A 21,027-nucleotide genomic window follows, 5' to 3' on the forward strand; every position below is an offset into this window, starting at 1 on the left:
ACTGCACGGGCGCAGTCACCATAGTAATCTGCACCTATGCACTAGCTGTTATTCTCGCCCTCTTAACCAGTTTGGTTCACTCACTAGACCCACGACTTGCTCTAGGGTGAAGTCAGGGGCGAACTCATCCAATCGTAGTGTTACCTCACCACGCTCAGCATCAAAGTTAACCACGGTACCGGTACCGCGACGACGAGGTAGGAGGTGATCAACCTGCTGTGCATTACCTACTGCCTCAACTCGCCCTGGCGCCATCACCACAATAGGGTCACATAACGATAAGGTTTCGGCGACAGAGTGACTGATAAAGATAATTGGCAACCGCTGACTTACCCGATGTAAAAAATCGAGGATTCGTTGCCGTGAATCTACATCCAATGCGGCTAACGGCTCATCCATCAGCAATAGACGCGGCGCCGCAATGAGCGCCCGAGCAATGGCAACCCGCTGCCGTTGCCCAGCAGACAACGACGGTGCAGGCTGATCCAGTAGCACTTCAAAATCACACTCGCGGGCCAACTCATCAATGCCAAAGATAGGATTGTTGGTTTGATTTAGCGCCAGTTGCAGGTTCTTACGCACCGTCAAGTGCGGGAACAAGCGGCTGTCTTGAAACACCATGCCGATGCCACGTTTTTCCGCCTTAACGAACAAACGGTGGTTGCTGTCTTGCAGCACATCATCGCCAAGCACAACAGTGCCATCAAGCTCGCGTTCAAGGCCACAAATGGCGCGCAATATACTGGTTTTTCCGACCCCAGAAGGGCCAAAGATCCCAATTGCTCCTTGCAGCGGGAGCGACAGTTCGAAGTTAAATACAAAGTCACCCAGGCGGCCGTGCAGATCGATATGCAGGCTCATACTGCGCCCCACTTACGGCGGCGCTGGTCCATGCCAACATAGAGAAACAGCAACATGGTTAACGACATCAGCAGCAAGCCGCCAGCCAGAATGTGGGCGCTGGCATAATCCAATGCCTCAACGTGTTCAAACAGGGTAATAGCGATAACCTGAGTCTCGCCGGGAATGTTGCCACCAATCATCAACACCACTCCAAACTCGCCAAGGGTATGGGCAAACCCAAGTAACCCAGCCAACACAAAGCTGTGACGCGTCATCGGGAAAACCACATGGTGAAAACGCTTAATTGCCCCCATGCCTAGGGTGGAAGCGGCTTCTAGTTCGCCTTTTCCTAAGGTCGCAAAACTTGATTGCAACGGCTGCACCACAAACGGTAAGGAATAGATCATCGAACCGATAATCAAACCGCTAAAGGAGAATGCCAACGTAGAGCCGGTTAGCTCTTGATAGAAGGCTCCCGGTGCGTACAGCGGTGAAAACAGCAGCAGCAGATAAAAACCCAATACCGTCGGCGGCAGGATCAGTGGTAACGACACTAGCGCCTCAACCAACGGCCGAAAACGAGCACGGCTATGAGCCAACCACCACGCCAAAGGAGGCGTTAACAGCAGCAACAATGCAGTACTGACCGCAGCCAGTTTGAGGGTGAGGAATAGTGCTTCGAAATCGGAGGAACTCAACATGCTTGCAGCGATGCTCTCATTAACAATGTCGGGAAAAAATGCGCCCAAATGGGGTTGAATGATGCCATAGCGTATACGCAATGGCATCCATCAATAACATCACTAACCCCAAGAGTGTGAGTCACTCCTGCAAAGTAGTCACTTGTAGAGGGTGAGTTCTTTCGGGTTGAGTTCTCTGGCAGCCATTAATCGAGCCAACATCTGCTCAGTTAGCATGGCAAAACCACGATAAAAACCTGTCTTAGCGTTGCCGTTAACGCACTCAAGTAAACGTGGTGCCCATGGCATCAAGTGCTCAACCAGCAGTTCATCTGTCGCCTGCAGCTGTTCATTTTGCAGTAATGAGCCTAATACACCGACAACTAGGCCAATGTGATCCAGCGGCTGATGATGATCAAGCGTAAGCTCAATGCCATAACGCTGGCAAAACTCTTTGAAGGCAACTGCAGTAGCCCCAAACAGTAGGTTTTCCTTGTCGGTGTAGACGCTCCCCCATGGATAAGCTGTCATTGCGCCAGGGCCAACAAAAAGTTGGTAATAGTCACGCTCAATCTCATATGCTGAGTCGTTCACTATTGAATCAGTTATCAGTTTGATAGCCAAACGATGGGCTTGCTCATCACCAAATTGCGGCCACGATTGAAGCAGTTCGCCATCAGAAAATTGATTTACAAACGCTTCAGTAGGCTTAGCAAAGTAAAGGTTGTGTAATACACCGGAAGTAGCCGCGGCAAGAGGAAGTAGCTCAATTTCATTCATAATAATTCTCAACAAAAAGGGTCGACCACTGTTACGGAATTCGACCCTTATTTTTCTTATTTTCTCAAAAAATTATACTTCAAATGCATTCAGGTGTTGAGCATTTGGGTCATTACGGCTATTAACCTTGATAACTAAGTTAGGGTTAGTCGTGGATGACGATGGCAGTGGATTAATGTCCGCCGCTTCACCATATTTTGCACGTAACTCATCAATTGGCCCAAACTCCATTGCTCGTAATGGGCATGATTCGATACATGTAGGTTGTTTACCTTCCGCCAAGCGCTCATAACAACCATCACATTTAGTCATTACACCTCGGTCGGCATCAATTTGCGGGGCATCGTATGGACAAGCGCGAGAACAGCTTTCACAACCAATACATACGCTATCGTCAATTAGTACAAGTCCATCTTGACTGCGTTTGTAACATGCTCCTGTTGGGCAAGCCTTGACACAAACGGGATTTGAACAGTGGTTACAACCTAAAGAGACGTAGTAACTATATACATCTTGGTCGAAACTTCCGTTTTCATTTTCCGTCCATTGACCACCACCAAATTCATAAACTCGACGCCACTTGATTCCTAGTGGTAAATCCTTTCGGTCTTTACAGGCGATATGGCAAGTTTTACACCCGGTGCATTTAGCCGTATCAATGAAGAAACCGTATTGGGTTGAATCAGTCATTTTCTAATATCCTTTTACTGTTCAAGACAGGCTAATTTCAACAAGGTTGGTATGTTGTGGATTACATTTACCAATTGCCGTTGGGCGCAGGGAAGTTAGAGTATTCACACAACCGCCTTCATCAATACCGTCTTTCATATCTAACCAAGCACCTTGAGGGAGTGAAGCCACTCCAGGCATGATGCGTGGTGTAACCCGTGCCCGTACTTTTACGGTTCCACGTAAACTTTCAATCAAAACGGTATCGCCTTGGCTTATTCCACGCTCTTGGGCATCTTTAGGGTTCATCCACACTGCATCTTCAACAGCTTCTCGCATCCAATCGTTACTATGGAAACTTGAATGAACTCGGCCTTTGGTGTGATGACCAATCAGCTGGATTGGATAACCCTTCTCTTTCGTTTCCTTATCTTCATAGCCTTCCCAAGTACTAATATATTTGGGGATCGCTGGGATCTCATCGCCATCAGGCAGGATCCAAGTATCGGCCATGGTTTGCATCGTTTCAGAATACACCTCCACTTTACCTGATGGTGTTGATAGTGGATTTATATCAGGGTCATCAATGAATGATTTCAAACCAATAACCTGAACTGGGTTTTTAAGGCGATAAATCCCCTGCTCTACTAGTTCTTCATACGTTGGGTAATCACCGCCTGCTGTGCTTGCAGCATATAGATATTCGAGCCATTCCTGATAGGTTCGTCCCTCATTGAAAGCAGCTTCTACACCTAATCGCTTAGCAACTTCATTGGCGACCTCAAAACACCCTTTCGGATCAAATGGTGTATCGATGGAGGTCGTCATGGCCGTAAGAACACCACTATCAGTGCCAGAGTTAGCACTAATATCGTTCACTTCAGCGTCGGTAAAATCAGGCAACAAAATATCTGCATATTTTGCACTGGGAGTCATTTGAACGTCATGAACCAAAATAAATTCACACAGAGTGTCATCCTGCAAAATCTTATCGGTTTCAACAGTATCTGAGTGTTGATTAATCATGGCATTACCCGCGTAGTTCCAAATGAATTTGAAATTAGCAGACAGCTTGTCAGATCCACGGATTCCATGTTCTTCCGCAGTCATGTTTTCGCCATTTATAATTGCTTCGGTCCATAAAAAACAAGGAATCGAAGTTTCAACAGGATTAGTACCGGTAGGTGACAGCCAGAAAGCACCAGTATTAGTACTCGGCATAAAGCCGGTATTGGTGCCCTCTTTACCAACCTTTCCTAAAAGCAGAGGTAACATGGTAATAGCGCGAACGGTTTGCTCACCACACGCGTGACGCTGAGGCCCAAGCCCCTGAGTTACGAATGGTTTATCCGCTGCAATTAACTTATCAGCCAGTTCAGTGATTTTAGCTTCACTAATACCAGTAATTGCAGAAGCGTAAGCAACATCTTTAGGTACATCATCGGGTGCTAAGCCTAAAATATGAGATTTAAAATCGCTAAACTCAGCTGCAGAATCAGGCAGCGTACTTTGATCGTAGCCTACGCAGTATTTTGCAAGGAAGGCATCATCCGCGGCACCACGACTGATAATTTCATGCGCTAAAGCCTCACATAAAGCAGCATCAGTACCTGGACGGATTGCCATCCAACTATGTTGATCACCTAACGCTGAATCTGAGCAACGGGGGTCGACCACAACTGTCTCAACATTTTGAGTAAATACACTATAGTCGTAGGTCCCACCGGCACCGCTAGCTCGCATTTCCGCTGGGTTAAAACCAAAGGTCAAAATGAAGTCACTCTTCCCCATCTCCGCATAACTACTAGATGACGTAGTACCAAACATGAGACTGCCAGCATTAGCTAACTGTCCACTACTATACGTATTATGTTGACGAGTATAACCACCTAGTAAGTTGAGTAACCTTCCCCCCCATTGTCCTGCATTAATCCAGTGGCCACCGGAGAAAAATGAGTACAAACGACCGGTTGCATATTGACAATAAACCGACTCATTACCGTAGGTATCAATGATCCGTTTCAGGTTGTCAGCAATGGTGTCATACGCTTCTTCCCAAGAAATTTCCTCAAAGTTCCCTTCTCCACGTTTCCCTACTCTCTTCATCGGTACCTTTAAACGATCCGCTGCATAAACTTTGCGCTTGAAGGAGCGGCCGCGAGCACATGCTCGAGATTGGTGTTCTGCCCAACTGTCGTCACCCATGTCATCGGTTTCAACTCTGGTAATTGTCCCATCTTGAGTAACGATTTTTATCGGACAAGAAGCGCCACAGTTACAGGTACAAGCAGCCCAATTGACCTGCTCTTCACTTACCTCTGGCACTGTCGGCGTGGACGAATTCGAGCTCTTACTACCACAGGCAGTGATACAACTAACCGCACCTGCAGTCGCGCTTAACTTTAGAAAATTACGTCTTTCCATGATTTAACCTCTTTCTCTCAATTACAGGGCGTAATTGAACGTCAACATCACCAAGTGGGCGACGTAGTTGCTGTCCAAATTGCCTAAGGTGGTGTAGCTGCTTGAATTCACACTGCCGTAGTTCGTGTCGTAGTAACGCTCATAGCCATAGTTAGCCTTAACGCTGGCCTTCGCCGTCAGCTGATATTCAGCGTATAAATCTACGTTGTGAGACCACGCGTTGTAGTCACCGTAAACGTTGCTACCACCAACTTCTGTGTCGGATTCCGATTCGCTAAAACTGTAATCCACACCAATTGCTAACTTGTCTTGCCATAAACCGTCGTAACGACTGCCCACGCCTATGTGACTAAACGTGTCTTCAACCTGACCGCTGTAACGCCCGGCACTGTTTAGATCGGTTTGGTCTGACTCTATCCACTGTTGACCACCGAATAGATACACATTCAGGTTGGCCATTGGCTGGTAGTTAAGGCTGATGTCGTAGCCGCTGTCCGTCGCTTCCGTCAGTCCAATATCGGTACTGTCATAATCATCGTTGGCGTAGCGCACATTGGCGTCGATAACGAGATTTATCATCGGCGTATGGCTAACTTTGAGGGTCACTTCGTTACGGTCGCGATCCGCAAGGTGGTACTTACGTAATAGAGCGTTATCTTCGTTTGAGGTGGCTTCATCCGCTTGATAGCTCGAACCATCTCGGCTGCTGAACTCGCCATTCAAATGGAAGTTCCACATTGCTAATTGGTCGTAACGAACGCCAGCATAAAAGCGATCCTCGTTGGTTTCGTCACGCACCGTATCGGTTTGCTCTTTATCGATGCGCTGGTAACCACCGTTAATCTTAAAGCCCTTAGCTATGCGGTAGTTGGCATCCAACTGGTAGGCGGTTCGTTCACTATCCAATGCCACGTTTTCTACCGCGCGGCCAGTGTTGGGATCGTAATCAAGTGATTCAAATAAGCGCAGATCGGTTTTATTGTCGCGATCTCGATAATCAAATTTGGCCTTCACTCGTAATTGGCTACTGGCACGGTAATTCCAGCGCGCATTCACATCGAGGGTCTGGACTTCACCATCCAAATCGACCACCCCGGCGGGCACCCCTTCGGTAGTGGTAAAGGCTTGGTCTTGATACATCCAACCTTTTACTACGCAGCCACTGATGCTGTGACGTTCAAATCGATACTGACCATTGGCGATCAACTGATGTGCTTCATTCTCAGGCTCATACGACTCAATGCTGCCGCCGGCGAACGAGTTTATTCCGTCATAATCGTTCTCAAATAAACTGCCTTGATACTTCAACCCAGCCAACCAACGCTCGCCGAGCAATTCACCACCCGCAATTAGGGTTTGGGTGGTTTGTTCGATTGGCGCTACGTAGTTGATCGGCGCACCACTGCGGTTGGCGTCCGGCACTCCAATAAACTGGCTTGAACTTACCTGTTTGCCGGTTCTTTCCATGTGGTTGTAATCGATAAAACCGCGCCAGTTGTCGCCTTTAAGCTCGGTGCCCAACAGGAACTGTTCGCGCTTTTTCGACAGTTCTACGTCGCGCCGCTCTTCGATATCTTGAATAACGCCGTTATAAATTCCGTATTGGGTTTGTCCCTTATCACTATCAACATGCAGATTGCTGCGATAGCCAAAGGTGAACCCCAGCAAGTCGTTATCAAATTTCGCTTGGCCATAGCCTGTTTCCGCTCCAAGGTTATCGGCATCCAGTGCTAATCGGCCTTGACTGCTGTCTTGCATGACGGCATCTGCTTGCACTGCCACCGCAGTACCATCTTCATCACCGAAGGTATTAACGGCACGCTTGTCGTCGCTATCAATCGCCAATACCGACAAACCTACAGTGCCGCTGCTTACGTTGTTATCACAACGCTTACAGCTCCACTTGGACTTGTTGATATTGGCAGTATTGGCATCGTTTAGGTTGAAACTGACAGCGTGAGCAGCACCTACGTTTAACAGTGCTAGCGCGACCAGACTTAACTTCATCTTCATCGTGTCTATCCCTTTACTTACGCAAGTAGTTGCCGCTTGGGTGGTTCGAACCATGCACTTTACTGTGGCAATTCATACAGCTTTGACCGCTAGTAAAGACACCCTCTGGTTGTTCAACATTAAACTGGTGGCCATCCGGTTGGTGGCAGTTCTGACACAGCTGCGGCGCCTTGCGCTTAAGCATGTTGTCGTTAACGGCACCATGAGGGTTGTGGCAGTTGCTACAATCGTCGATAACCGCTTCATGCTCCCACAAAAACGGACCACGCTTTTCGGCATGGCAGTCGTAGCAGCTTTCGTTGACAGTAGTTTGTTTGAGGCTGGCATCAGAGAGAGAGCCATGTGGCGCGTGACAGTCGCTACAGACCATAGCGCCCTGCGCAAGCGGGTGTGAACTGCGCTTATGCATGTCCAGCTTCTGCTCGGTATGACACTCGGTACAGCTCGCTACTTCATTGCCGCGCTTGAGGATCGGATCGGCGGCAGTGTGAACGCTATGACAACTGACACAGGAGATCTCTTCTTGGGTATGCAACGAGTCATGCCAGGCCATCCGTTCACTGTCTTGGTGACAAGAGAGACAAACGCTATCTTGCAGTTCGGCTGAGACGTTACCGTCGGCGCCAAACTGGATCATGGGTTCGTTTTTGCCTTTGTGTTTGCCTTGGGGGCCGTGACAGGATTCGCACTGCAGCTGAGCCATCGGCCCGTCGCTGCGCCCCGTGTCACCATGTACACCGCTAAAGATTGCCGTTACGGTGTCGTCTTTCTTGTGACACATTAGGCAACTGTCAGCACCTTTGCTCGAATACTGCCCTGCTTCAAACTTAGTGAGCAGTTGAGTTTCGACCTCGTTAGCGTACGCGTTCATCCCAATACAGGAACTGATGGCAATAAAGACACAGCTTCGCAGTAATTGATTTGTTGAACTCATATTTAATCCGCAACTTTAATTAATTATCCTCGTCAAGATTCAACGAGCAGTGCCATTTAATTACTGGCAGATAATTATTGTCAGGAATGTAATGTAAATAACATTTTAAATTTCGCACCTTGTGACTGATTGCAGAACTAAATTATATATCTGCAGCCCAGTCACATAACTCCAACCAAACAAGAAGTATTTATCGAACCAAAATCATAAATTTAAGGTTGAATTACACCAAATATAAAAATACCACAACCAGCACCAAACAAAGATGGCAATGGTTGTTATTTCTATTCGTAGCGGTGCAGCAAAGGATAAAGAAACAATATGCAATACCGCTAAATTAAAGAGAAACTCCCTAGCTCCAAGGTGGTGATTAACCATTAAATTTAACTAGGCCACCTAAGATCCACCTACATCCATCTGTTAAACAAAGATGAAATGATGGAAAAATTAAAGGCTAACATAGCCACATAAAAACTCTAACCAGTACCCTACACATAGCCAATATTTATATTTTCATTCCCCACAAAATGAATATGAATTGCTGTTTAGTAGTGCCTTTTTCGTCGGAATTATAGTTATCAACCTAAACACCAAAAATAAAAATAGTAAAACAACTTTTACGTTTAATATTAAAGTTGGCGGTTAGCTTTAATCGCTGCATTAGTCTTATTAATCCAAAATAAAAAGGCTGTATACCAACTAAGTGTTGTTCTTTCCAATGCTGTTAAAGCACCGGCTAGGCGAGTTTTGGTACAAGGGGTAAAGCACCATCACTATTGATCTTCTGCCGCATTGGAGCAGTCCAGCGAAGCGCTTTGGACTGCGACCTAAGGCAAGGGGGATTCCAAAGGGGGCGAAGCTCCCCCTAATGCATACAAGAATGTGCCGTCACCACAGCGACATAGCCCCCTAAAAGCACCGAAATCGGTGAAGCCGAAGGCTTAAGATAAACTGCAGCAGCTAACTACGACAAAACCAATAAAAATGCTGGAGCACCAAGGGTACTCCAGCATCTAGTGCGACTTTCGCTAACGCTTAAACCTCAAATGGATTCAGCAGGCTAGCTTTGCCTTTTTTAGCGATGTCGTTGATCTTCACTACTAGGTTAGGTTGAGTAATCGACGACGATGGCAAGCCTTCAATGTCTGAGTTGTCACCGTACTTAGCACGCAACTCTTCGATGGTGCCGAAGTCGATAGCGCGTAGTGGGCAGGCCTCTACACAGTGTGGCTTGCGACGACTTTCCAGTGGGATAGTCAGATCGTAATCGATGTGGTCGTAACAACCGTCACACTTGGTCATGATGCCGCGAGCGTCATCATACTGAGGCGCATCGTATGGGCATTTCGCTGCACACATGCCACAACCAATACATTCGTTCGCATCAATATGTACCAAGCCATCCTTTTCACGCTTGTGACAAGCGCCAGTTGGGCACTTTTCAACACATACCGGCTTAGAGCAGTGGTTACAACCAATAGATGTGTAGTAAGCAAAGACGTTGTCGTAACCGCCGAATACGCCATCACTGTTTACGGTCATGTTGCCGCCGCCAAGCTCGTAAACGCGACGCCATTTGCCATCAACTGGCATTGATTTGTCCGGTTCGTTACCCGGTACGATGCTGCCATCGGCTAGGCGTGAGTTATCGTCTTTACATGCTACATGGCAGGTTTTGCAGCCGGTGCACTTGGTGGTATCAATAAAGAAACCAAATTGAATTTTGTCAGTCATGATAAGGCTCCGATTATCCTGCAACGTTAGTTAATTTAACGCGAATGGTGTGCTGGGTATTGCCACGCCCAACAGCGCCTGGGTGGTACTTAGTTAGGGTGTTAGAACAACCGCCCTTATCAACTTCACCAACGCCAGCGGCGTCGTACCAAGCCCCTTCACCGATGGCAACACAGCCCGGTGCAACACGAGGAGTAACTCGCGCACGCAATTGGATCTTGCCGCGCGCACTTTCCATGATGATCTCTTTCTCGTTCTCAATGCCGTACTCTTTGGCGTCGATTGGGTGTACCCACACCGCATCTTCAACCGCATCACGCAGCCACTTAACATTATGGTAAGAGGAATGAGCACGACCCTTGGTGTGGTAACCCACAACCTGTAATGGGAAGGCATCACGCTCGCCATCACCCTGCTTGGTTCCGTCAGATTCGTACCCTTCCCACGTCTTCACGTATTTAGGGGTTGGGTCGATGTGATCAACCGCAGTCGCGCTATCACGGTCATCGGCTACGAACGCGGTACGCATGGTTTTCTGCTTGGCCCAATCGAATGAGAAGATCTCGATCTTGCCGGTTGGGGTATTAATCGCTTGGCCTTTATTTACCAAACCATCCATTGCGATTGGGCCGCGATCCGGTGCGAAGCTACGGAAGAAGCCAATTTTCTGCGCTTCTGTGTAGGTTTTTGGCAGGTTCAACGGCGCGTTGGCGGCATTGGTACGCGTGCTTTCGTACAGGTGATCCAACCACTCTTGAGCGTTAGCACGACCTTCGGTGTAGCCTTCAACATCACCACCAGAAGCTTTAACGATGCCCAAACCGATCTCGTACATAGACAAAGTGGCACCAAAGAATGGCTTCAACGAGGTCGACATGTAAGTTTGGTAACCGGTTTCGCCGGAAGCGTAGGAGTCATCTGCGATATCGTTCGACTCTAACCAGCTGCTGTCTGGCAAGACGTAATCCGCCATCTTGGCAGATGAGGTCATCCAGCAATCGGTGACAACAATCAACTCTGGACCATGACCTTCAGGGGTTTGACCCACACGCTCAAGTACTTTACGGGTTTTGTTGATATCAGCATGCTGGTTAATAAGGCCGTTACCGCCTGAACAGAACACCGCTTTCACTTTGGTTGGCAAGGTTGCGTCAATATCGTCGCCCAGCCCTTTTACCGCGTGGCTACGAAATGACATCTGGTCACCGCGCTCAACTGCTTCCAGCCAATCGAAGAAACACACCTTGGTAGTGATCGGGTTACCGTCGCCAAGACCGGTACTTCGATGACGGAAGTTGGTTGGCAGTTCACCAGTGTTGGTGCCTGCTTGACCTAACTTACCGGCAAGGATCGACAGCATGTACATCGAGCGCATGTTCTGCTCGCCGTTGGCGTGACGGTTCGGGCCAGCACCAATCGAGATGTACGGATTACTCGAGTCCATCAGCTGCTGAGCAACCTTGCTGATCTCTGCCGCTGGGATACCACAGATTTTTTCTGCCCACTGTGGGGTTCTGGCACCATCGGCAGCAAACTCACCTAAGCCCAGAATGTAATCGTGGTAGTTGTTTTTCACCATCTCAGTGGCAGACATACCCGCCGGCACCAACGCTGGATTTGCAGTGATCGCTGCCATAATAGACGCGGCGTCGTAACCAACAGTATGTTTATCCAAGAAGGCGCGGGAGTTGTTTTCAACCCAGCTGTCTTTGCCGCCTTTCATCATTTCGTAAGCAACCGCAGCTGCCATCGCGGCATCGGTACCGGGACGGATTGGCAACCACTTGTCCTCTTTACCCAACGCGGAGTCGGTGTAACGAGGATCAATCAATACTGCCGCAAACTTTTTACCAGCAGCGCGACGGCGTTGAATCGCCTCATGGAAGTCGTGCTGTTCGCCAGCACCAGACATACGGATCTCAAACGGGTTAAAACCAAAGCCCAAGAAGAAATCAGAATCTTCAACATGACTAAAGCGAGTACCGCCGGTACCGCCGGTAGCGAAGGTAGCAGGGCCCGCCACATTCAATGCCGCCCATGAGTAGTTTGAGTAGTAGCTCATGTAACCCTTGTGCTCTTTGGCACCAGCGTTAACCAAAGCACGGCGGATACAGTTACCAGAAGCGAATGAGTAGTACGCACCAGAAACGTAGTGGTGGTAGATAGAGGTTGGGCCAAAGTCTTGCTTTAGCTGCGCCACTTTACCGCCAATTTCATTGAACGCCTGTTCCCAAGAGATCTCTTCCCATTGGCCATCACCACGTTTAGTACCAGCAACACGCTTCAATGGCTGCTTGATACGGTCTGGGGCGTAGTTACGTTGACGCAGAGAGCGGCCACGTAAACAGGCGCGTACTTGGTGGTTGCCGTACTCGTCGGTTTCTGACCAATCGGTTTCAACACGGGTTGCGATACCATCACGGGAGTACACTTTCAGTGGGCAGTTAGAGCCACAGTTAACCAAACACGCGGTCCAGTTAAGCTTCTCTTCAGACAACGCTACTGGAGCTGGGGCTAGCGCCTGAGTGCTGTCGCTTTTCTTACCACAAGCTGAGATACAACCCACTGCACCGGCAGCGGCACTCAACTTAATAAAATCACGTCTTTGCATGACAAAACCTCAATATTGAAAATTCGGGGCAAGGCGGTAACGCACCCTCTTAAGTGGGAGGACATTCGTAGTTTCGAATGGAGGTGCGTATCGCTAAAAAATTGCCTGAGTCGATGTTGGTGTGGAAACAACGACGTCCATGTTGTCGATATCGATTTTTGCTAGTGCAGACGGGGGAACGGCCGTCGCTTGTTACGAGGCAGCCGATTGTCGTTTGAATTTATCGGGGCTTAGCCTTAGCCAAATCACCCAAGCCACTCTTGCAGCAAAGCGAGTTTTTACACCTTGGTGGTTTAGCGAACCACCAACACAACTAACTCGAAGGTGATAGTGTCAAAAACCCCAACAACAAAAAGCAAGATAGTTGGCAATTCATCCGAATTTAGTTCACGATCTGGATAACTAGTTCGGAAAAAAGTGACGTTCAACGCTGCTAATTTGAACCAACCCAGCATCTTTTTCGTCTTATCACTCGCTCTATTGCGTTGCAGCAACGGCGTGATATTCTCGAACCGATGATCAAATGAAGGCCACAAATGACAACAGTAAACTACCCCTCCAGCGCCATCTTAAGTTTGTCTCAGCAGTTGCTTAGTGCTGGGATTGAACCTGATGTGGTCGAGGAATTACTGAAATCCAGTTACGCCATCTCATTGAAGAAAGGCGATACCTTCAATCCCAGTACTGAAGACGCGCTGCTTATCTATTTCCGCTCTGGCTGTACCGTTGAAGTGATGACTATCTCTGACGACCGTAACAGTCCGTCATCGGTATGGACCGCAGGCTACATAACCCTGTCCCTACCAAGTGAATACAACCGCTTTGAGAATCAAGCCAGTCATTATCACTGTCTGTTCAATGCGGAACTAACCATCATCCCGGAAGCGGTAGTGAATAAGCTTAAGGCCCGCTCCAAAGCACTCGAGAATTACGTGCTGCGTCGTGCCAGTGAGTACCTCTACACCTGCCGAGACATGGCACTTTTGCGCTACACCTTAGATAAGAGAGAGAACATCAGTTTACGGCTATTGATCCTGCATATCCGCACCGCGGGCAATCGCTTACCACTGACCATTGATGAGCTGTGTTGGCTATCTAATACCACTCGCCAATATTGTGGCGACGTTCTAAAACAGCTGCAAAAAGATGGGGTTTTGGAGAAACGCTATGGCTATATCGACATAGTAGACAGCGCCAAACTCACCGCACAGATAGATGCCGACACGGTGAAATTTTTAAGCCAATACATGCCTCTGACCAAAAAATAGCGAAGGGTGTTCGTAGTTGCTTTTACTTCAGTAACACCGACTGTTGCTGCTGGTCACTGCATTCATTACAGCGGGAACAGCGCAGGTTAAGAGCTGTGCTAATCGTTATCTGAGTAATCACAGTTTTGCTGCAAGAAAGTGTTGGCCAGAAAGCATCAACTCAACCTGATGCTCCAACTCCATTACGTGCTCTAACTCCGGTCTGCCATTTTTCTCGTTTAAGAACTCTTGAAAAGAGGCGGTAAGCACTTCGATAAACCAAGAGTATTCTTGTGAACCATAACGTTGATTAGAAACTTTTAACCTATAGGCTGAGCGCCGTTGCATTAATTCGCTCGGAGCAGGGAGAACCACCAACCCAGACAAATCATCTGGAAGGGCCAGCGTTGACGTGTAAGTAATGCAATTACTAACACGCAACGTATCAAACAGCGCCCCGCAATCACCAAACCGGCCTTTGACATTTAATCGGTAACCGCGCTCTGACATAACCCGCTCCATAGTTGATTGACCGTGGCTATTCCAACCACTGAGATCGGTCATCAAGACCTGATACTGAGACAGGTCCTTGAGCGTGACAACGCCCAACTTCGCTAACGGATGGTTTTGATGTACCACAAAAACCCGACGGCATGCCCCTAATTCAACGTCGTAAACTCCCTTCAAGTCACTGGGGAGCATATGTACTCCGAAGTCTATCTGCCCCCTAACTAAGTCTTCGAGAGAGTGGTGATTCCAGCTATGGCACGTTAGGCTTACCTGTGGTGCCTGCTGGTTCAATTTAGAAAAAAGCCTAGGAAACCATCCCATAGTGGTAATGTCACAATGCACCGTAAGACTGCGGTTAATTTGCATCGGCTCGAAGCCATCAGCGTGAAGTAGCTCATCTTCTATATGAGTCAAGATTTCATGAATGTGACGCACAAGGCGCGAACAGTAATCTGTGGGCTTTAACCCCTCGGCTGTTCTAACAAACAGCTCATCATTAAATATCGCACGCATTTTATTGAGATGGTATGAAACCGAAGGTTGACTAATGCCTAACTCTTCGGCCGCCTCACCAGCGCTACCTGTCTGCACTACCTTTCTCAGGGTGTTCAAATGAAATATCGACAATTTATTTATGTCAGACTGTGCTACTTTCACTTTAACTCCGAAATATAGTGATTAAGACCAATAAAGGCTATCATCGCCTACGGCATATATATCATGATATATATCACAACAATGGCAGTGACAATTAATCCGGCAGGCTGCAACATAATAAAATGTGACAGCGCCAACTTTACTTATTATCACATGCAGACTACAAGAATCAGCTAACAAGATTAATAACCTTGTTAGCTTAAGATAAATATGAATATATTTACTCCAGTTATACTAGAAACGATAACTAATATTTAAATCTATCGCATCGCCATCTTCCTCATATCCCCCCCATTCGATCAACTTATGGTAGGCCAAACTTACATTAACATTTGGCGTTACTTTGTAAGCTGCACCAATGAGGCCGTGATGGCCATGGTCTTCATCCCAGCCATAAGTATTTTGCCAATCTTGATCTCGATCCCAGCGGGACTCAACCATAACAAAGGTACTGATATTGGGATTTAGCGGATAGGAAAGCTCAACTTTAGTGCCATAGAATGCTAACCCATCAAACTCATCCTTTGGTGTATGCCCCATACTGTGTCCTAAGCCAAACCCAAACCGCGTATTCAACTTGCCAAAGCGATAGGCATAGGCTCCACCGAGCATGTTGGTAACTTCAACCATCGAATTAGTTGAGACCGAAAACTCCTCCCACCACAGCGAGGAACCGTAATCACCGATGTTATAATAAAGGTCGGCATAAGTTTTAAAGGCCGTTATGGCTGATTTACCTTCGTAACGAGTCTCTTTTAAACTAAAAGGATTCTCATATTTAGCTTTAACACTCAATTGGCCCCAATCGGCCTTAAGTGAATGCTTAGCAAAAATTGCAACGAAGCTGTTTTTATTTGAGGCAACGTGGTCATTGCCAATATGGGCTCGCCCCCCAAAACCTATACTCGTATTTTGATTAAGAATTTTTGCTTGTGTATTGAATGCTACGCACAGCGGCAACATCGCTATAGCGATATAAGTAGGACTATATTTCATGGTGCAGCCTATTATTTTTAGGTGGCTAGAACAATTATCTGTTAACTCACCGCCTTGATAGGGAAAACCAAGGGAACCTTGGTTCCCTCGGTGTTGATATTGGCTTTAGCGACCAAACATGCTGCTTGGATCAATTAACAGAGCACGATAATGCGGTGTATTCGGCTTATCAGATAAGACATCAATCTCAACCTTAACTTCTTTGGTATCGTAATCAATTTCATTAATCTTACCGATGTTGCGCTCACCTCTTTCAAATAGGTGTACCGAGCCACCAAAGCCGAACATGGTGTTACGGTCAGCTTGGTATTCCACCACTGAGGTGATCGGAGAGTACCAATCATAACCACGCTCCTTGCCGTATTCCCAAACCTGTTCAACGGTTCCCTTTTCTTCATCAATCTTGTACTCAACAAAGCGCGAGTATTTCATGGTTGGCATTGCTGGCTGCTCAAGACCACGACCATCGCCGTTATCAAATACCGTTAACGTCCCTTTGCTAGACAGCCACGCAGTGTGCTGCGTGTAGGAGAAGTCGAAATCACCTTCACACACCCCCTTAGATGTACACTTAATTGGCTTGTTATTGGCATCAACTGGAGTCAGCAGCTTTTCCTTCCAACCTGCTCGCCAGCCTTCGCTCGGAGCCAAAATCCACTTCACTTTCTTATCTCGAGTGATCTTGGCAACGCCTTGGTGACGGAACGATAGAATGATGCTGTCATCTTTCGGATCATAATCAATGGAGTTGATATGAGCCCAGTTTCGGCCCTGCCCTACCCCTGGAAGGTCGCCGTAAGGGCCATCAACTTCGAGCTCTGCCGTTTTACCAACGTGGTCCATATCGACGTTGACGCATACTGCGCCAATATCCAACGCTTTCATCAAAGCATCGCGGAATGGGTCCATGATGGTACCAATGTTCCATACATCCACTAGGTGGCCGCTTTCATCCAATTCAAGGATGTGATCACGTAGGGTGTGGACAGTATCACCAGCCTTATTTACGTAGTTTGCTTTTGCTGCACGAACCAGACGATGGCCATTGTCCATAATTTCAGTGGCGTGGGACAAATCCACATAGCCCCGTGGTAAATCATGTGCAGTCACCTTGCCAAGCAGATCGAAATTACCCCAACGCTGACCTTGTACAAAGGAGATATTGCCCTTTCCGGTGTCTTTCAAGCCCATTAAGTAGCCGCGCTTCTTAATGTCCAGAACCGTTGCATCGTAAACCGCATCTTGATTTAACCACCAGCGGTACTCACCTTGAGTATCAACCACATAAGTCATTGGTGCGGCATCAAAAGGCAGTGCACCAGTAGACGGTGAAGTTGCTTGCAGCACAGCATCTTTTGCCTTTGGCCCAGACCAATGCATCTGTGAGCCCTGCTGGGTCAAGGTGTGAGAGTTAACCATATATAAACGGTCTTCAAACCCTTTCGCCACCTTTTGAACTTTCACATCTTGCATACGTGAAACGTTACGGTTGTCGATGTATTTATTAACAATAGGAGAGGTAATTACCTGATAGTCTTCCTTTATTTTTTTGCCATCGAGAATATATTCAACCGTTACTTTGTTCGTGTAATCAGCGTATAAACCAAAGATTGGTACACCATCATTATGCATTACTGTTTCAGGTCCAACCTCATAACTGATATCAACGCCATTACGGCCCTTACCGTGTACTACTACACTGACATCCGTCGGTCGCTTGCTTCCCAGATCAAGCAGTGCAGTTAGTGGTGAGTTCCCATAAGGGTCAACTAACATTGCCCCTAACTTACCCGCCGCTGGAGCCGGTTTAAAGCCCGCCGCCATTGCACTGTTACATCCCAATAGAGCAAGCGTTACCATTGAAGCAATTATCTGTTTTTTCATTTTATTACCTTGAATTAAATATATGGCTTTCGAGGTAAAGTTAGAAATAAATGGCTATATGTTTTGTGATCGATTTATCACTTTGTAGTAAACGAATTATAACAAATATATTTTTAAGAACAGTTACACAAACATCAAACCAAATTTAATAATGACAAATACAAATTTTAAATTTATTAAAATGTAACTTGCGAGTGTATCTGAACCTAATTATCAAGGAGTAGCCTGTACTATCTATATATTTTCACCAGCGAATCTAAATAAACCTGTTCACAATAAACTGAAGCTAGGCTACTCAACAGTATTACGCTGACGCGCTAAAGCCGCTGCAACAAATGAGGGCTGGGAAAAATACGGCTATATCGACATAGTAGACAGCACCTAAGTCACCGTCAGCTCAATGTCGACACGGTGACGTAATTAGAGCAATGGATGCCACTGAGCAAATAGTAGCAAGGGGCGCTAGGCTATCGCTCTGCCATAAGACGAATCAGCACCATCTCAGTGAGCTAGGCAAAGCCATGGTAAAAGCCACTGTTAGCATTAATATCAACGCCCTCTAGCAAACACGGTGCCCACGGCATCAAACAAGGAACTGTGTGGGGCATGGCAGGATTCGCACTGCAACTTAGCCATCGCTGGTTCAGTTCAACATTGAACAGTAAATCGAGCGGCCGTGATGGTGGCATAGTGGCTGGTCACAACATGGAATCTGGATGATATTTCCATTGCCAACCGTTCACATTTTTTAAGTATTTATTTACTTAAAAGGAGCCACTGGAACGAATTTTCCGACGAAATAGATGTTTTAAAGGCTCAGCATTGAAAAGGCAATTAGGATCTAAACGACCAGAGCATTTTGCTAAACACTAAGCCTTGTTGAAAGGATGTGTACCAACTAAGTATTGTTCTTCTGCCACATTGGAGCAGCCCAGCGAAGCGTTTTGGACGGCGTTCTAAGGCAAGGGGGACTCCAAATGGGGGGCGAAGCCCCCTTTGGGGTGCTGCCATCGCGACATAACCCCTTAAGAGTACTGCAATCGGTAGAGCCGAAGGCTTGATATAACACTTAACTGTGACGCAGCCTGTTGAAAACCTCAGCGAGTGACTCCGCCAAGCGATATAATTGACTCAGACAGTAAATACTTTTTAAGCCAAACGGACCGATACTTAGTCTCTCTGTGCAGCGGCTCAGCGCCAATATTGACCCCACGGTGGTTGATGAACGGTTACCGGCGAGCTATGCGATAGCGCTAAAAAAGGCGAACCTTTTCAGCCAAGTGCCGTTCTGCATTCGCAGCGGTTGCTTGGTCGAGTTGTTCGAATTACCCGTGGTGTGATTAAGCAGCTTCAGCAAGACGATATTGTAGTGAAACAGTATGGCGCTATCGACATCCTAAATAAGGAAAAACTGGCTGCTAAGCTCGACCCGAAGCTGTTGGAGTTTATTACTCGTTACGTAAGCTGTTATAAATCTCCCTTAACAACTTACGCAATTACCACAGCAACCCACGTCAAGGGTTGTTACGCTATTCCTATCGATTTTTTTAAAGCTTCACTATGACTGATAAATTTCACTACCGTCGCGCTATGAGCGGCAAATGGCAGATGGCCGAACGCGCCAAAGCGGTTGAATTAGCGATTGCCACAGAAGCCGAGGTACATAACTACTTTCGCGGTGCAACCGGGATCGACCAGGTAGCCAATAAGATCACCGAGATGGTGCTAGCACAGCAGCCAGAGCTGCTGGATAACGAGCAGATCGATAATGGGGTGTTGTTACAGATGTTGGCAGTCGCGGCTCAAGCAACGGTATTGCAGGCACTGGACCAACCGCAACCATCACAAATTTCGATGCTGGTACTCAGCGTGAGTAAGCATTTTGCTTCGAAGCAATACGATCCTGAATTGTCACCTGAGCTGCAACAGCTGCAGCAACAGCTACTTAATCTGCATCAGCACTGGCAAAAGATGTTAGCGCAGCGACGCGATAGCCACCGCAGCATGGGACGTTAATTGCGTTCCCTATTCGGCACTAAGGCATTGCTGCTCTAGTGCCACTCCATCAATGCTATGGGTAAGGTATCCACTGTGCTCTAACTGAGCATTAGCTTGGGCTACGTAACGTAAAAAGCTGCAAGCCTCTTTAACTTGAGTCGTCCGGCTTAATACCACCCCTTGCTGTTCAATAGGATCGTGCCAGTTTGGAGGGATGGGCCAGAACTCATCCGTAGCAACCTGTTCCGCTTTAAGGTGGGACATCGCAACTAGACCACCGGTGGCATTGCCACTTTGCACATACTGAAATGCCTGCAAGATGTTACTGCCACGCACCAACGGTGGAAAATCATTCGGCCTAACTTGTTGCAATGACTGCTCAGCTGCCACGCCATAGGGGGCGGTGCGAGGATTGGCAATAGATAAACGCGGCTGCCACTGCGCAAGCAGCTCATTACTGGCCAATTGACCTGGTGTCCAAAACGCAAGTACACCCACGGCATAGGTTATGCGGCTGCCATTGCGGATCAGCTGTTGTTGCTCGAGTAGCTTAGGGCGCTCAATATCAGCGGCAAAATAAAGATCATAAGGAGCACCGTGACGAATTTGGGTGTATAACGCACCGGTCGAGCCAGCTGAAAGGCGCACCTTAACTCCGGTTTGCTGCTGATAATCCGCGGCAATGAGTTCCAACGTATGCTTGAAGTTTGCAGCTACAGCCACTCGCAGTTCAGCCGCGGTGGTGGTGGTGGTAATACCAAGCAAAGTACTTAGTAGTAGCCCTTTTACAGCCAATCTATCCATCAGAGCATATTCCTCATCCAAATCAGTCGTTAGTGTAATCACACCACAGCAATGGCACTAGCGCCATACCGGAAAACTTTGCGACCTGTCGCTTAATACTGTCACCACAACGACATTGACTATGTATGGCGCTGTGCCAGCAATTTTCGAGATTGCAATTGGTAAGTCCAGCACCCTCTATTTGGCTGTGTACCAATTAAGTGTTGCTCTTTCCAAGGCTGTTAAAGCGCTAGCTTGGCGAGT

The 21,027-nt window shown here is 47.4% G+C and carries 16 protein-coding genes; 2 read left to right on the forward strand and 14 right to left on the reverse strand.

Annotated elements, in window-relative coordinates; genetic code table 11:
* Positions 1-48: 48 nt before the first annotated feature.
* The 9 genes from HER31_RS14670 to HER31_RS14710 form a co-directional block, all read right to left on the reverse strand.
* Positions 49-861 (reverse strand): ATP-binding cassette domain-containing protein, encoded by an 813-nt coding sequence (locus HER31_RS14670; RefSeq protein WP_168661599.1) that lies wholly within the window; start codon positions 859-861, stop codon positions 49-51.
* Positions 858-1,631, reverse strand: coding sequence for a molybdate ABC transporter permease subunit (modB, locus tag HER31_RS14675; RefSeq protein WP_420811003.1), 774 nt, complete (start codon positions 1,629-1,631; stop codon positions 858-860). Before modB ends, HER31_RS14670 begins: the two co-directional genes overlap by 4 nt.
* A gap of 51 nt (positions 1,632-1,682) precedes the next feature.
* Positions 1,683-2,303: a TorD/DmsD family molecular chaperone gene (locus HER31_RS14680; RefSeq protein ID WP_168661601.1), complete on the reverse strand. Its 621-nt coding sequence runs from the start codon at positions 2,301-2,303 to the stop codon at positions 1,683-1,685.
* Positions 2,304-2,375: 72 nt separating this feature from the next.
* A complete protein-coding gene (locus HER31_RS14685) occupies positions 2,376-2,993 on the reverse strand; it encodes a DMSO/selenate family reductase complex B subunit (protein ID WP_168661603.1) in 618 nt (205 codons plus the stop codon).
* 21 nt (positions 2,994-3,014) lie between these two features.
* Positions 3,015-5,396 (reverse strand): DMSO/selenate family reductase complex A subunit, encoded by a 2,382-nt coding sequence (locus HER31_RS14690; RefSeq protein ID WP_168661605.1) that lies wholly within the window; start codon positions 5,394-5,396, stop codon positions 3,015-3,017.
* A 21-nt stretch (positions 5,397-5,417) separates the two neighbouring features.
* On the reverse strand, positions 5,418-7,409 hold the full coding sequence (locus HER31_RS14695; protein ID WP_168661607.1) for an MtrB/PioB family decaheme-associated outer membrane protein: 1,992 nt from the start codon (positions 7,407-7,409) through the stop codon (positions 5,418-5,420).
* 13 nt (positions 7,410-7,422) lie between these two features.
* Positions 7,423-8,280 (reverse strand): DmsE family decaheme c-type cytochrome, encoded by an 858-nt coding sequence (locus HER31_RS14700; protein ID WP_238786942.1) that lies wholly within the window; start codon positions 8,278-8,280, stop codon positions 7,423-7,425.
* Between the two features lie 1,098 nt (positions 8,281-9,378).
* Entirely contained in the window at positions 9,379-10,077 is a 699-nt protein-coding gene (locus HER31_RS14705; RefSeq protein WP_168661610.1) for a 4Fe-4S dicluster domain-containing protein, read from the reverse strand.
* A gap of 13 nt (positions 10,078-10,090) precedes the next feature.
* Complete coding sequence (locus tag HER31_RS14710) at positions 10,091-12,688, reverse strand: DMSO/selenate family reductase complex A subunit (protein ID WP_168661612.1); 2,598 nt, start codon at positions 12,686-12,688, stop codon at positions 10,091-10,093.
* Positions 12,689-13,224: 536 nt separating this feature from the next.
* Between HER31_RS14710 and HER31_RS14715 the strand changes: the two genes are divergently transcribed.
* Complete coding sequence (locus tag HER31_RS14715; RefSeq protein WP_168661615.1) at positions 13,225-13,956, forward strand: Crp/Fnr family transcriptional regulator; 732 nt, start codon at positions 13,225-13,227, stop codon at positions 13,954-13,956.
* A gap of 117 nt (positions 13,957-14,073) precedes the next feature.
* Here the strand turns inward: HER31_RS14715 and HER31_RS14720 are convergent, their stop codons facing one another.
* The 4 genes from HER31_RS14720 to HER31_RS19010 all read right to left on the reverse strand — a co-directional run bounded on the left by HER31_RS14720 (position 14,074) and on the right by HER31_RS19010 (position 18,618).
* Positions 14,074-15,102 carry a LysR family transcriptional regulator gene (locus tag HER31_RS14720; protein WP_168661617.1) on the reverse strand — a complete coding sequence of 343 codons (1,029 nt, stop codon included), beginning with the start codon at positions 15,100-15,102 and terminating at the stop codon, positions 14,074-14,076.
* A 234-nt stretch (positions 15,103-15,336) separates the two neighbouring features.
* The gene (locus tag HER31_RS14725) at positions 15,337-16,098 is read right to left on the reverse strand and encodes a hypothetical protein (protein ID WP_168661619.1); all 762 of its coding nucleotides are present in this window, start codon (positions 16,096-16,098) and stop codon (positions 15,337-15,339) included.
* A 105-nt stretch (positions 16,099-16,203) separates the two neighbouring features.
* On the reverse strand, positions 16,204-17,982 hold the full coding sequence (locus HER31_RS14730) for an aryl-sulfate sulfotransferase (protein ID WP_168661621.1): 1,779 nt from the start codon (positions 17,980-17,982) through the stop codon (positions 16,204-16,206).
* Positions 17,983-18,531: 549 nt separating this feature from the next.
* Entirely contained in the window at positions 18,532-18,618 is an 87-nt protein-coding gene (locus HER31_RS19010) for a cytochrome c3 family protein (RefSeq protein ID WP_168663379.1), read from the reverse strand.
* A gap of 924 nt (positions 18,619-19,542) precedes the next feature.
* On the opposite strand from HER31_RS19010, the gene HER31_RS14740 reads away from it, so the two are divergent.
* Positions 19,543-19,998, forward strand: coding sequence for a hypothetical protein (locus HER31_RS14740; protein WP_168661623.1), 456 nt, complete (start codon positions 19,543-19,545; stop codon positions 19,996-19,998).
* 9 nt (positions 19,999-20,007) lie between these two features.
* Here the strand turns inward: HER31_RS14740 and modA are convergent, their stop codons facing one another.
* Positions 20,008-20,784: a molybdate ABC transporter substrate-binding protein gene (modA, locus tag HER31_RS14745; protein WP_168661625.1), complete on the reverse strand. Its 777-nt coding sequence runs from the start codon at positions 20,782-20,784 to the stop codon at positions 20,008-20,010.
* Positions 20,785-21,027 lie beyond the last annotated feature (243 nt).

Origin of the sequence: Ferrimonas lipolytica (assembly GCF_012295575.1) — a bacterium.
Taxonomy (GTDB): domain Bacteria; phylum Pseudomonadota; class Gammaproteobacteria; order Enterobacterales; family Shewanellaceae; genus Ferrimonas; species Ferrimonas lipolytica.

What these genes read in the sequence shown, in the direction of transcription:
- HER31_RS14690 (WP_168661605.1), bottom strand. Translation starts at nt 5,396, where the DNA reads ATGGAAAGACGTAATTTTCTAAAGTTAAGCGCGACTGCAGGTGCGGTT.
- HER31_RS19010 (WP_168663379.1), bottom strand. Translation starts at nt 18,618, where the DNA reads ATGGCTAAGTTGCAGTGCGAATCCTGCCATGCCCCACACAGTTCCTTG.
- HER31_RS14725 (WP_168661619.1), bottom strand. Translation starts at nt 16,098, where the DNA reads ATGAAATATAGTCCTACTTATATCGCTATAGCGATGTTGCCGCTGTGC.
- HER31_RS14710 (WP_168661612.1), bottom strand. Translation starts at nt 12,688, where the DNA reads ATGCAAAGACGTGATTTTATTAAGTTGAGTGCCGCTGCCGGTGCAGTG.
- HER31_RS14700 (WP_238786942.1), bottom strand. Translation starts at nt 8,280, where the DNA reads ATGAACGCGTACGCTAACGAGGTCGAAACTCAACTGCTCACTAAGTTT.
- modA (WP_168661625.1), bottom strand. Translation starts at nt 20,784, where the DNA reads ATGGATAGATTGGCTGTAAAAGGGCTACTACTAAGTACTTTGCTTGGT.
- HER31_RS14695 (WP_168661607.1), bottom strand. Translation starts at nt 7,409, where the DNA reads ATGAAGATGAAGTTAAGTCTGGTCGCGCTAGCACTGTTAAACGTAGGT.
- HER31_RS14670 (WP_168661599.1), bottom strand. Translation starts at nt 861, where the DNA reads ATGAGCCTGCATATCGATCTGCACGGCCGCCTGGGTGACTTTGTATTT.
- HER31_RS14715 (WP_168661615.1), top strand. Translation starts at nt 13,225, where the DNA reads ATGACAACAGTAAACTACCCCTCCAGCGCCATCTTAAGTTTGTCTCAG.
- HER31_RS14730 (WP_168661621.1), bottom strand. Translation starts at nt 17,982, where the DNA reads ATGAAAAAACAGATAATTGCTTCAATGGTAACGCTTGCTCTATTGGGA.
- HER31_RS14705 (WP_168661610.1), bottom strand. Translation starts at nt 10,077, where the DNA reads ATGACTGACAAAATTCAATTTGGTTTCTTTATTGATACCACCAAGTGC.
- HER31_RS14685 (WP_168661603.1), bottom strand. Translation starts at nt 2,993, where the DNA reads ATGACTGATTCAACCCAATACGGTTTCTTCATTGATACGGCTAAATGC.
- modB (WP_420811003.1), bottom strand. Translation starts at nt 1,631, where the DNA reads ATGCCATTGCGTATACGCTATGGCATCATTCAACCCCATTTGGGCGCA.
- HER31_RS14740 (WP_168661623.1), top strand. Translation starts at nt 19,543, where the DNA reads ATGACTGATAAATTTCACTACCGTCGCGCTATGAGCGGCAAATGGCAG.
- HER31_RS14680 (WP_168661601.1), bottom strand. Translation starts at nt 2,303, where the DNA reads ATGAATGAAATTGAGCTACTTCCTCTTGCCGCGGCTACTTCCGGTGTA.